Source organism: Ruegeria sp. BC8, from assembly GCF_056535705.1.
Map to the genome: position 1 here is coordinate 2,076,513 of NZ_JBQFIV010000001.1, position 11,121 is coordinate 2,087,633.

Sequence of the window (11,121 nt, forward strand, 5' to 3'; positions counted from 1 at the left end):
AAACGTTTTATCCGGCCCGGCCACACGGTAAGACTTGAGGCACTTGGCTGATCGGGTGCCTGCATGCTCCAACTGTATTCAGCCATCTGGCGCGCCAGCGCCGGACGGCAAGTCATACTGATCCTGTTGTCCTTGTCGGTCGCGGCTCTTGCCGCGGCCCCGTTGGAGTTTCAACGGGACATCATCAACCATCTGACCTCGGACAATATCGAGGCGCCCCATCTCCTGCTGCTGGGTGCCGGCATGATGGGGGTGATCCTGCTGAGCCTCGCCCTGAAGTGGGTGCTGGGATATCGCGCGGGGACATTGGGCGAAGACATGATCCGTCGGATCCGTCAGCTTTTGCTCGCCCGCACCGTGGACGTGGACGAGTCGGGCGAGAATGTCCGCAAGGGAACCATGACGACGGCCATTTCTGCCGAAGCCGAAGAACTGGGCAAATTCGCAGGCGGCGCGTTCTCGGACCCGGTCGTACAAATCGGAACCTTGGTCAGCGTGATTGGCTACATCTCGTCGACGCAACCCTGGCTGGGACTGATTGCCCTTTCGATGATCGCACCGCAGATCCTTATCGTTCTCGTCTCGCAGAGAAAGGTGAACGTGTTCGTGGCGGACCGCGTCCGCATATTGCGTAGCGCGACCGACCATCTGACGATCGAAAACATCGAGGCCGTGACTCAAGAAGTGCACGACCAGTTCGACGCGATCTACGACACCCGGCGGCGGATGTTCCTGTGGAAATTGTCGGCCAAGTTTCTGCTGAGCGTGATCAACGGTGCAGGCACCGTCGGTGTTCTGATGCTGGGCGGATGGCTGGTTCTGCAAGGAGAAACCGACGTGGGAACCGTGGTCGCCGCGACCAGCGGTCTGGCCCGGATCCAGGGGCCGACCGGGTTTCTCATCGCTTTTTACCGGCAGGTCAGCGCCAATCGCATCAAGTTCGAGCTGTTGCTGGAACTGTTCGGCCCGGACCGCGCCCGCTACCGCCGGGGCGGGGCCGCCTCGCAAGAAAAAAACCGCGCCGAATAGCGGCGCGGTTTCTTGGTCTTTCTCCGAGTATGACGCGACGTTACGCGCGCTCGGAATACTCCATGGTCTCGGTGTTCACGACGATCATCTCGTCCTGCGCGATGAACGGCGGCACCATGACTTTGACCCCGTTGTCCAGAACCGCCGGCTTGAACGAGTTCGCCGCAGTCTGACCTTTGACGACCGGTTCGGTTTCGACGACCTTGCAGACGACTTTCTGAGGCAGCGTCGCGTTCAGCGCCTCGCTTTCATAGAATTCGACCACGATGGTCATCCCGTCCTGAAGGAACGGACGACGGTCACCCAGCAATTCTGCAGGCAATTCAATCTGTTCATAGGTCTCGGCATCCATGAATACCAGCATCCCGTCGCTTTCATACAGGAACTGCTGGTCTTTCTGCTCCAACCGAACACGCTCGACCTTGTCCGCGGAACGGAACCGCTCGTTCAGTTTCGAGCCGTTGCGCAGGTTCCGCAATTCTACTTGTGCAAAGGCACCGCCTTTGCCCGGTTTGACGTGATCGACCTTGACCGCCGCCCACAGACCGCCGTTATGCTCAAGCACATTGCCCGGGCGAATTTCGTTCCCATTGATCTTGGGCATGACATATTTCCTTCACACATGGTTGATGCGTCAGTTGTCGTCCCTATATCTGGCGGGACCGATCCATGCAATACAACGAAACCTAGTGCTGCACCTGCAGAGAGCCATGCAAATGACGCAACGCAACTATGCAAATTAGGTGTATCCGAATCGCACTAAATAGGTCATAAGGACCGCCACGCCGAAAATTACAAGAGCAAGAACAACAAGGAAAACGAGATGAGAGATTTCGTTGACGGCACCGCCTTTAACAATGAGCAAGGCAACCGTGCCCGCAAACTTTTCGCGGCCGTTGTGCTGGCTGCACTCGATGATGCCATCGCCGATGACAAGAAATACGGCAATGGCCCGGAACAAATCGCCCGCTGGGCACGCTCGCGCGATGGGCGCGAAGTGCTGTCCTGCGCTGGCATCGACCCGAACGAACGGGTTGTCCACGGACTGATGGAGTTCGTTGGCCGTGGCGTGCGTACGTCCGTCGCCCTGTCGCGCGAAGAAAGCGAACGCCGCAACGCTGCCCAGCAGGCCGAAGCCGCCTAAGGCTTTGCCCGACCCAAAAACGCGCGCCGGTACTTTCGGCGCGCTTTTTTTTGCCCTGTACGCAGCGGAATGGTCGCATTCGTCGTGCAAATGGCCCGATCCACGCTTTCGTCGGCTGAATAAATGCGGTCATCTGCCAACATCCGCAGGAGGCTCAGATGGTTCGCGCGATCATGATTCAGGGGACCGGCAGCAATGTCGGCAAGTCGATGCTTGTGGCCGGGCTGGCCCGGGCCTTTGCGCGGCGAGGGTTGAAGGTTGCCCCTTTCAAACCGCAGAACATGTCCAACAACGCCGCAGTGGCGGCAAACGGAGGCGAGATTGGCCGCGCCCAGGCGCTGCAGGCCCGGGCGGCGGGGCGCGCGCCCCATACGGACATGAATCCAATCCTTCTGAAGCCGGAAACCGATACCGGTGCGCAGGTGATCGTTCAGGGCAAGCGGGCGGGAACGATGCGGGCCAAGGACTATCGCAAGGACAAATCCAAACTTCTGAACGCTGCGCTCGAAAGCTTTGCCAGGCTTTGCCAAGATGCCGACCTTGTGCTGCTCGAGGGCGCCGGCAGTCCGGCCGAGACCAACCTGCGAGCAGGCGACATCGCCAACATGGGCTTTGCCTGCGCCGCAAATGTGCCCGTCATACTGGTGGGAGACATTCACCGGGGCGGCGTCATAGCGCAGATCGTCGGCACCCATGCAGTGCTGGAGAACGCTGACCTTGCAATGATCCGCGGCTTTGCGGTCAATCGCTTCAAGGGAGACGTCAGCCTGTTTGATGACGGGCGCGACGACATTGCGGCACGCACCGGATGGCCTTGCCTGGGCGTCGTTCCCTGGTTTGAGGACGCCTGGAAACTGCCGGCGGAAGACATGATGGATATCCGCTCGCACGCCGGCGGCACCTGCAAGGTTGCGGTGCCGCAGTTGGAGCGCATGGCGAATTTCGATGATTTGGACCCGCTGTCTGCCGAGCCGGGTGTTTCGGTCGAGATCATTCCGGCTGGCCGCCCCCTTCCCGGTGACGCGGATCTGGTGATTCTGCCGGGCAGCAAGTCCACGATTGGAGATTTGGCCTTTTTCCGCAAACAGGGTTGGGACATCGACCTGTATGCACACGTTCGGCGGGGCGGCCATGTTCTTGGCCTTTGCGGCGGGTATCAGATGCTGGGCCGGGTGATCGCCGACCCCGACGGAGTGGACGGCAGACCCGGCAGCGTCGATGGGCTGGGTTTGCTGGACGTGGAAACGGTTATGTCCGGGGAAAAGCGGGTCGAACTGCGATCAGCGCAGGCCTTGCCCGGCGGCGAGCCTGTCACCGGCTACGAAATCCACATGGGACGCACCCAAGGTCCGGATACTGCCCGTGCGTGGTTACAGGTGGAGGGTCGCCCGGAAGGCGCCGCATCGAGAGACGGGCGCGTTCTGGGAAGCTATTTACACGGCATTTTCGCGTCAGACGCCTTCCGCGCGTCGTATCTGCAGCGGTTTGGCGCCAGGTCGGAACTGGCATACGAAGACAGTGTTGAGCAAACGTTGGAGGCGTTGGCCGATCACCTCGAACAGCATATGGACCTTGATGCCCTGCTGTCATTGGCAGCCGAGCCTCGGTTCGGCTGAGCTTCAATCCAAATTCTGAGCGGCCAAAGCGCGGTTGATCTCGCGCCGCACCAGCTTGCGAATGTTGCGGGTGATACGTTCACCCAGCGCGCCCTGCAGTTCCTGACGGACGATGTCTGCGATCAACTCGCGCAATTCGTCTTCATCCATCGTGCCGGTCGCCATCGCCGGCGTTTCCTGATCCAGCTTTACTTCGGCCTCTGAGGCATCCCGGTTGTCGCGGATAAACGTGGCAGGCGTTGTTTCCTCGTCGCTGTCAGCGTCCATCTCAGCTTCGGACGCAGCCGCATCCTTCGACGTCGAAAACCCGGTGTCCGAGGCCCAACTGACCGTGTCGGTGCGCGTGCCGGAATAAGCGTCGTCGCTTTCACCGTCAGGCTCCCACTGATCTTCGGTCCGCGCAATCGCAGCCTCAAGAGCCGCGATCTTGGCGCTCAGGCTTCCGGCCAGATCCCTGCGGCCTTCGCGATCATCCGAAGACTCACCGCCAATGTCATTGATTGCCGGCGTTCCGGGACGAACGATATCGCAAGACCGCAACCGCATAGGTTGTGACAGGTCGTTGGCCGGGCGCACCGCCTCGACATTCGCAGCATGCTGCGAGGCCGCCTCAGCCGAGATCTTTTGGGCCAGTTTCAAAGGTGCTTTTGGATCCTCGGCCGATGTGCCAACCCGCAGGGCATCCGTCAAAACCAGGCGTCCCGGCTTGCGGGCCGCAGTCGCTTTGATCAGGTTCGGGACCTTGCGCCCTTCTTCGCTGACCAAACGCTTGATCGACGACAATACGTCTTCGACACCTGCTTTGACACTGCTATCCGTCATTGTTCTCTACCGCTCTGACCTTTTGGACCAGTGTATCCAATCCGGTCGAACCTAACAACAGATAGTGTGGCTGATCACTCGCGCCGCAAAGCTTTGAGAACTCGATCCAGGTCGCGGCTTTGCTTGCTGATCTGTGCTGGCGCTTTTTTGACCAGGTTGTAGTAGAGCGTCGGGTCGTAAATCTGGACTGCCAGTCCAAGGCGCTCGGCGGTCAACAGACCTTGCGCCTGCAACAGCTGATAGGCAGCCAGAGACCGTTCCGTCCGCGAGGCAACTTCGGCCAATTGTGCGTCCAGCAAATCCTGCTGAGCGGTCAGAACGTCCAGTGTGGTCCGAGCCCCCAAGGTGGCCTCCTCGCGAATCCCGTCAAAGGCGACCTGCGATGCGCGTACCCGTTCGACGGATGCCCGCAGGCTGGCAGTGGCCGTTTCAAAGCGCACATAGGCGTCCGTCACACCCTGAGTGATGTCTTTCTGCACATTCAGGAGATTGGCACGCGATGCGTCCCGCTGAGCCATTGCGCGGCGCACGTTGGCCGCCAATCGGCCACCGGCATAGATGGGCTGATTGAAATTCAACGAGATGGACGCATCGTTGGTATAGTCGTCGTTGTCATAGCTTTCCGTGATCCCCGCGTCCGCGTTCAGGCTTACATTCGGACCCAGGCCCGCGCGCTGCTGTTGCACGGTCAGATCCAAGGCACGCACCTGATGCTGCGCCGAAAGGATTGCCGGGTGGTTTCTTTGTGCCAGGCTGATGGCCTCGGCCAAAGAACCGGGCAGCTTCGGCAGACGCGGCTGGCCCGCAGTACGGCCCGGCTGTTTGCCGACGGCGTTCACATATTCCGCTTGGGCAGTGCTCAGGTCGCCTCGCGCATCGGCCAGATCAGCCTGCGAGCTTGCCAACTGCGCTTCGGACAGCGCGACGTCGGTCCGGGTGACCTCACCGACTTCAAAACGGTCCTGCGTGGCCCGCAGTTCCTCGCCTGAGAGATTGACGTTGTTCTGGCGAATCTGAACCGTTTCTTCCTGCAGCAGAACACTCAGATAAGCCGTCGTTGCGCGGAACAGAACCTGTTGCTCAATATCGATCAATGCTTGGCGAGTTGCCAGAACTGTTTCCTGAGCCGACTGTTTCCCGAGAATCGATGCACCGCCGTCATAGACCAGCTGGCTCAGCGTGAGTCCCGAGAAGAAGCGCGACGGTTCGACCGTCGACACCACTGTTCCGGCGCGAGACTTGGCATAATCCTGGCTGACACGGACGGTCCAGTTGATGATCGGGCGCAGGGCCGACAACGCGATTGCAACGTCTTCATCGGCTGCGCGCAGCAAGGCGCGGTTCTGTTCCAACAGCCCGCTTGTGTTGTATGCACCGATGAACGCGTCGGTCAGATTGTCCGCCAAAACCGAGCGCCCCGGTATCACGCTCAGCGCGATTCCCGCCGTCAGAGCGACTGCCTTGACCAGCTTCCCTCCAGCCGTTCCAAGCATACCCAAATCCTCTCAAATCAAAATAACGCAAGCCCGTAGGCAGTTTGCGTCTTTGTTTTCAACTAATCAAGGGACCGCGGAAAACCGCTGATCGACTATAGCGAAAATGCACACTCGGCCGAAAACGCCGGCAGTACCGGGGCGTTTGCGTTGAAGCCATGACGCCATGTCACCCGCCCATCGGACTTTCGACCAATGCGAACGGTGCCCAGGTTGCCTTCGACGAACAGGCAAGCGATGCGGCCATGATCTTTCAGTTGATCGAGCAGGGCATCGGGCAGACGTTCCACACCGCCCTGGATGATGATGACATCATAGGGGCCATGCTCGGCCGCCCCCTGCTCCAAAGGTCCGACATGAATGATCGCGTTGTCGATATCCGCCTCCATCAGGCGGGACTGCGCGTCGGCTGCGTTGGCCTCGTCATCCTCGACGCCCACCACAAGCTGCGCCATGTTCGCGGCGACGGCGGTCGAGTATCCGAACGCCGGGGCGATATCCAGAACCACCTCGTCATTCGAAATATTCAATGCATCCAGCATCTTCGCCAGAGTCCTCGGCTCCAGCAGGCAGCGCCCGTTTCCCAGGTCGATCAGGTCGCCAGCATAGGCCACTTCGCGACTGGCATCCGGCACGAAGTTCTCACGCTGGACCTTCAGCATTGAATCGATGATCGGGAATTTGGTGACATCAGAGGGCCTGATCTGAGTGTCTACCATCGTGTGGCGTCGGGCTGCGAAATCCGTCATGTGACCGCTCGTATATTTCCCATGGTTGCTCGGCTTTTGCCACATCCGATCCCGCCCGGCAACGGCCAGCCCGGCAAAAATTGCAGGCCGCGACAAAAGTTGCCACTGCGCTGACCGACCATCCAACGCTGTGGTCGGCGGAATTTTCAGCAACCCTCTGGACGTTGTTCGGGAAAGCTGCTAGAACCGCGTCTGCACCACGTCAAGTAATTGAAATTGCTTGAAAAGGCGAGTTGGCGGAGTGGTGACGCAGCGGATTGCAAATCCGTGTACACCGGTTCGATTCCGGTACTCGCCTCCAACTTTCCAGCCTCGCATTGCATCGCTGTTCTCTGGTCCTGTGATAGTCGCCTGGACCAGTTTGTTGATACGAAACGCCAAAATACGCGCGGAGATGGTTAGCGCAGCCGAGCTAACCAGTAATTTCCGGGCAAGGATTTAGTCCGCGCTGGGTCACCAGCGACGCGGTCGGTACATGCGAGCCCCCCCGGAAAGGGCGTGCCTTGCGCTGACCGTCGGCTCAAACCGTGCTTCGGCCTTGAGGAATCACCTCATACCCCGGCTCTTCCGGTTCATCGTCCTGCATCTCGGCCGGAAAACCGGGCGCGGTAATGCTCAGCCCGGTTGCATCCTCGAGCCGTCGAATGACGTTGGGCGACAGCTCGCGCGCGCCATAGCGGGCGATGGCGTCGTCGAAGATCTTGATCATCAACGGGTTCATCTCCAACGGCACGCCGGCGCGGTCGGCGACCTCCTGGAACAGGCCGATATCCTTTTTCACCAGGTCCATGGTGAAGGAAATATCGCGCGAGCCGTTCAGGATCACCTGGCTTTCGGTCTCATGCACGAAGGACGTGCCGGACGAAATCTTGATCGCCTCGTAGGTGGTGTTCAGGTCCATCCCGGCGGCCTTGGCGGTCACCAGCGCCTCGGCGCAGGTGATCAGGTTGGCAGTGGCCAGATAGTTGGTCAGCACCTTCAGAACCGAGGCCGTGCCCAGATCGCCGGTATGCAGAATGCGCCGGCCCATGGTCGTAAGGAACGGCAGGATACGCTCGAACGTGGCCCGGTCGCAGCCCGCGAAGATCGAGATATTGCCCGTGGCCGCCCGGTGGCACCCGCCCGAAACCGGGCAGTCCACCGCCGCCCCGCCGCGTTCGATCACCATGGCCCCCAGGCGTTTGACCTCGGCCTCGTCGGTGGTGGACATCTCCATCCAGATCTTGCCTTTGGTCACCTCAGGCAGCATCTGCTGCATCACCGCGTCCGAGGCAGCGGGCGACGGCAGGCAGGTGATCACCGCATCGCAATCGCGCATCATCTGCGCCGGGCTTTCACCGGCTTTTGCCCCATTGGCGGCGAACTCCGCCACAAGATCGGGGTTCAGGTCGTATACCGTCAGGTCGATACCGTTGCGCAGTAGCGACCCCGACAGCTTGCCCCCCACATTGCCCAAACCGATGAACCCGACCTTCATGTTCTGCCCTCCTGCAGGCGCGTTTTCGTTGGCCCGAGTATTTCCGTTGCCCACCGACAAAAGAAACGAATAAAAAGTCGACCTAGATGCAAAATATTTTGGTGCTGAATGGACCGCTTGCCCAATCCGGCTTGGCTGCGCAGCTTCGAGGCTGCCGCCCGCCATCTGAATTTCACCGCCGCCGCGCAGGAACTGGGCCTGACCCAGACGGCGGTGTCGCTGCATATCCGCTCACTCGAAGCGGACCTCGGCCAGCCGCTTTTTGCCCGCAACGCCCGGCACCTGTCGCTGACCGAGCTGGGCCAGTCCTATGCGCTGACCGTGCGCCGGGCGCTATCGGATATTGCGCTGTCCACCAACAGCCTGTTCGGCCCCGCCTCGCGGCAGGCGCTGACCATCCGGGCGGCGATATCGTCGATGACCTACTGGATCGCGACCGAGTTGCCCGCGTTCAGCGCGCAGCACCCCGAAATTCCGGTGCGGCTGGTGTCGCATATCTGGAACGACTCGGCCGCGCCCGCGGATGTGGACGTGGAAATCCGGCTGGGCCATGGCGACTGGCCCGGTGTCGCGGCCGAACGGCTGTGCTCGGAACGGCTGGTGCCCGTCTGCCGGGCGCAGGACCCGGCGCCAGACCTGCGCAACGGCCCGTTGATCCACATTTTGGGGTACGAGGACAACTGGGCGCGGTACTTCGAGGCCACGGACACCGACCTGCCCGACCGCCCCGCGCGCCATTCGGCGGATACGACCGTCACGGCGCTGCAACTGGTGATGGCCGGCGCGGGCTACGCCACCGTTCTGGAGCGGTTCGGGCGCAACGCGATCGCGCAGGGCGCGCCGATCCGGGTTGCAGGGCCGGCGATTCCCTTTGCCCAGTCGCACTACCTGATCCGCAGCGTCAGCGCGGCGCCTCCGTCCATCCCCGCCCAGTTGTTCCTCGCGTGGTTGCGCGACCGATTGGCCGGTGATGCCGCGGACTGACCCCGGCAAGTCGCTTTTTCTATCCGACGCGAGGCACTTGGCCCCGCGCGCTTGACAACCCCCCTGCCCGTGCCGCATGTCGCTTGCGTTGGTGTCTGTGCAAGCAGATGAAAAGGGAATGCGTCAGCGGTTTTCCGTCAAACGCAGCCGCCCCCGCGACCGTGACCGGAGAGGGTGCCCAAATGCCACTGGCTGCTGGCCGGGAAGGCGGGACATCCGACAGAGCGCCGCTCTGACATCCGCAAGCCGGGAGACCTGCCAACGCCCGAAGACAAACCGGACGGGGTGTTCCGGTGTCGGGCCCATGTCCGCAACGTGGCCCGCGCATACCCCGTCCCCCGACAACCGAGTGAGGGGGGATGAGATACGTGACCGAGACCACACCAGTCGAGCTGCTGGTTTGCACCACCTGCCGACGCGGGCTGCCCATCGAGGATGACGCCCAGCGCCCCGGCACGCTGCTGCACAAGGCGCTGGCCGCTGCCGACCTGCCCGAAGGCATCACCCTGAAGCCGGTCGAATGCCTGTCGAACTGCGATCAGGGCTGCTCTATCGTTCTGCGCGGCGGGCCGTCGCGCTGGACCTTCGTCTATGAAAACCTGAACGAATCCGACCATGTCGAGATCATCGTCGAAGGCGCCACCAAATATTTGGCCGCCGATGATGGCCTTGTGAAATGGCGCGACCGCCCTGAACATTTCCGCAAGAACTGCGCCGCCCGCATTCCCCCGATTGGAGCCTGAGCATGAGCACCCTCGAAAAACTTCCCGTCACCGTCATCACCGGCTTTCTCGGCTCGGGCAAGACCACGCTGATCCGCCATCTGATGCAAAACCCGCAGGGCAAGCGGCTGGCCGTGGTGGTCAACGAATTCGGCGATGTAGGCGTCGATGGCGAAATCCTGAAAAGCTGCGCCATCCCCGACTGCCCGGCGGAAAACATCATGGAACTGGCCAATGGCTGCATCTGCTGCACCGTGGCCGATGACTTCATCCCCACGATCGAGGCGCTGATGGCGCTCGACCCGCGCCCCGATCACATCCTGATCGAAACCAGCGGTCTGGCCCTGCCGAAACCGCTGCTCAAGGCGTTCGACTGGCCCGATATCCGCTCCAAGATCACTGTGGACGGCGTGATCGCGCTGGCCGATGCCGAGGCCGTGGCTGCAGGCCGTTTCGCCCCGAATGTCGCGGCGGTGGACGCCCAGCGCATGGCCGATGACTCGATCGACCACGAAACGCCCCTGTCCGAGGTGTTCGAGGATCAGATCTCGTGCGCCGACATCATCCTTCTGACCAAACCCGACCTGGCCGGCCCCGAAGGCGTGGCCAAGGCGCGCGAGATCATCGCCGCCGAGGCGCCGCGCCCCCTGCCCGTGGTCGAAGTGGCCGAGGGTGCGGTGGACGTGCGCGTGGTGCTGGGGCTGGAGGCCGCAGCCGAGGACGACATGGACGCCCGCCCCTCGCATCACGATGGCCATGACGACCACGAACATGACGATTTCGAAAGCATTGTGGTCGAGCTGCCAGAACAGACCGACCCGGCGCAGCTGGTCGCCAATATCGAGCGTCTGGCGAACGAGCTGAACATCCTGCGGGTCAAGGGCTATGCCGCCGTTCAGGGCAAGCCGATGCGCCTGCTGGTCCAGGCGGTCGGCGCGCGGGTGCGGCACCAGTATGACCGCCCGTGGAAACCCGAGGAAGAGCGCCGCTCGCGCCTTGTGGTCATCGCCGAGCATGACGACATCGACGAGGCCGCGATCCGCGGCATCCTGACGGGCGTCACCGAGGCCGCCGAGTAAGCACCG

The 11,121-nt window shown here is 61.6% G+C and carries 11 protein-coding genes, 1 tRNA gene and 1 riboswitch; of the genes, 7 read left to right on the top strand and 5 right to left on the bottom strand.

Features of this window, described 5'->3' with window-relative positions:
- The first annotated feature begins 63 nt into the window (after nucleotides 1-63).
- Nucleotides 64-1,029, top strand: coding sequence for an ABC transporter transmembrane domain-containing protein (locus ACR3EK_RS10555; protein WP_170338230.1), 966 nt, complete (start codon nucleotides 64-66; stop codon nucleotides 1,027-1,029).
- 40 nt (nucleotides 1,030-1,069) lie between these two features.
- Here ACR3EK_RS10555 and efp read toward each other — a convergent pair whose 3' ends face one another.
- Nucleotides 1,070-1,633 (bottom strand): elongation factor P, encoded by a 564-nt coding sequence (gene efp, locus ACR3EK_RS10560; protein ID WP_480633338.1) that lies wholly within the window; start codon nucleotides 1,631-1,633, stop codon nucleotides 1,070-1,072.
- A 219-nt stretch (nucleotides 1,634-1,852) separates the two neighbouring features.
- On the opposite strand from efp, the gene ACR3EK_RS10565 reads away from it, so the two are divergent.
- Together ACR3EK_RS10565 and ACR3EK_RS10570 are read left to right on the top strand one after the other, a co-directional pair.
- Nucleotides 1,853-2,173, top strand: a complete 321-nt coding sequence (locus tag ACR3EK_RS10565) for a DUF6280 family protein (protein WP_093962585.1) — start codon at nucleotides 1,853-1,855, stop codon at nucleotides 2,171-2,173.
- Between the two features lie 158 nt (nucleotides 2,174-2,331).
- Entirely contained in the window at nucleotides 2,332-3,789 is a 1,458-nt protein-coding gene (locus ACR3EK_RS10570) for a cobyric acid synthase (RefSeq protein WP_480633339.1), read from the top strand.
- A 3-nt stretch (nucleotides 3,790-3,792) separates the two neighbouring features.
- Here ACR3EK_RS10570 and ACR3EK_RS10575 read toward each other — a convergent pair whose 3' ends face one another.
- From ACR3EK_RS10575 to ACR3EK_RS10585, 3 genes are all read right to left on the bottom strand, one after another.
- Nucleotides 3,793-4,611 carry a hypothetical protein gene (locus ACR3EK_RS10575; protein WP_480633340.1) on the bottom strand — a complete coding sequence of 273 codons (819 nt, stop codon included), beginning with the start codon at nucleotides 4,609-4,611 and terminating at the stop codon, nucleotides 3,793-3,795.
- A 74-nt stretch (nucleotides 4,612-4,685) separates the two neighbouring features.
- A complete protein-coding gene (locus tag ACR3EK_RS10580; RefSeq protein WP_170337765.1) occupies nucleotides 4,686-6,104 on the bottom strand; it encodes a TolC family outer membrane protein in 1,419 nt (472 codons plus the stop codon).
- A gap of 95 nt (nucleotides 6,105-6,199) precedes the next feature.
- On the bottom strand, nucleotides 6,200-6,853 hold the full coding sequence (locus ACR3EK_RS10585) for a protein-L-isoaspartate O-methyltransferase family protein (RefSeq protein ID WP_170338223.1): 654 nt from the start codon (nucleotides 6,851-6,853) through the stop codon (nucleotides 6,200-6,202).
- 227 nt (nucleotides 6,854-7,080) lie between these two features.
- Between ACR3EK_RS10585 and ACR3EK_RS10590 the strand changes: the two genes are divergently transcribed.
- Nucleotides 7,081-7,154: transfer RNA gene (locus tag ACR3EK_RS10590), tRNA-Cys, on the top strand.
- Between the two features lie 219 nt (nucleotides 7,155-7,373).
- Here ACR3EK_RS10590 and ACR3EK_RS10595 read toward each other — a convergent pair.
- A complete protein-coding gene (locus ACR3EK_RS10595) occupies nucleotides 7,374-8,330 on the bottom strand; it encodes an NAD(P)-dependent oxidoreductase (protein WP_480633341.1) in 957 nt (318 codons plus the stop codon).
- Between the two features lie 108 nt (nucleotides 8,331-8,438).
- On the opposite strand from ACR3EK_RS10595, the gene ACR3EK_RS10600 reads away from it, so the two are divergent.
- From ACR3EK_RS10600 to cobW, 3 genes are all read left to right on the top strand, one after another.
- Nucleotides 8,439-9,314: a LysR family transcriptional regulator gene (locus ACR3EK_RS10600; RefSeq protein ID WP_480633342.1), complete on the top strand. Its 876-nt coding sequence runs from the start codon at nucleotides 8,439-8,441 to the stop codon at nucleotides 9,312-9,314.
- Between the two features lie 72 nt (nucleotides 9,315-9,386).
- Nucleotides 9,387-9,591: riboswitch (cobalamin riboswitch) on the top strand.
- Nucleotides 9,592-9,673: 82 nt separating this feature from the next.
- Nucleotides 9,674-10,057, top strand: coding sequence for a DUF1636 family protein (locus ACR3EK_RS10605; protein ID WP_170370777.1), 384 nt, complete (start codon nucleotides 9,674-9,676; stop codon nucleotides 10,055-10,057).
- Between the two features lie 2 nt (nucleotides 10,058-10,059).
- The gene (cobW, locus tag ACR3EK_RS10610; protein ID WP_170366528.1) at nucleotides 10,060-11,115 is read left to right on the top strand and encodes a cobalamin biosynthesis protein CobW; all 1,056 of its coding nucleotides are present in this window, start codon (nucleotides 10,060-10,062) and stop codon (nucleotides 11,113-11,115) included.
- The last annotated feature ends 6 nt before the right edge of the window (nucleotides 11,116-11,121 follow it).

What these genes read in the sequence shown, in the direction of transcription:
- ACR3EK_RS10555 (WP_170338230.1), top strand. Translation starts at nt 64, where the DNA reads ATGCTCCAACTGTATTCAGCCATCTGGCGCGCCAGCGCCGGACGGCAA.
- efp (WP_480633338.1), bottom strand. Translation starts at nt 1,633, where the DNA reads ATGCCCAAGATCAATGGGAACGAAATTCGCCCGGGCAATGTGCTTGAG.
- ACR3EK_RS10565 (WP_093962585.1), top strand. Translation starts at nt 1,853, where the DNA reads ATGAGAGATTTCGTTGACGGCACCGCCTTTAACAATGAGCAAGGCAAC.
- ACR3EK_RS10570 (WP_480633339.1), top strand. Translation starts at nt 2,332, where the DNA reads ATGGTTCGCGCGATCATGATTCAGGGGACCGGCAGCAATGTCGGCAAG.
- ACR3EK_RS10575 (WP_480633340.1), bottom strand. Translation starts at nt 4,611, where the DNA reads ATGACGGATAGCAGTGTCAAAGCAGGTGTCGAAGACGTATTGTCGTCG.
- ACR3EK_RS10580 (WP_170337765.1), bottom strand. Translation starts at nt 6,104, where the DNA reads ATGCTTGGAACGGCTGGAGGGAAGCTGGTCAAGGCAGTCGCTCTGACG.
- ACR3EK_RS10585 (WP_170338223.1), bottom strand. Translation starts at nt 6,853, where the DNA reads ATGACGGATTTCGCAGCCCGACGCCACACGATGGTAGACACTCAGATC.
- ACR3EK_RS10595 (WP_480633341.1), bottom strand. Translation starts at nt 8,330, where the DNA reads ATGAAGGTCGGGTTCATCGGTTTGGGCAATGTGGGGGGCAAGCTGTCG.
- ACR3EK_RS10600 (WP_480633342.1), top strand. Translation starts at nt 8,439, where the DNA reads ATGGACCGCTTGCCCAATCCGGCTTGGCTGCGCAGCTTCGAGGCTGCC.
- ACR3EK_RS10605 (WP_170370777.1), top strand. Translation starts at nt 9,674, where the DNA reads ATGAGATACGTGACCGAGACCACACCAGTCGAGCTGCTGGTTTGCACC.
- cobW (WP_170366528.1), top strand. Translation starts at nt 10,060, where the DNA reads ATGAGCACCCTCGAAAAACTTCCCGTCACCGTCATCACCGGCTTTCTC.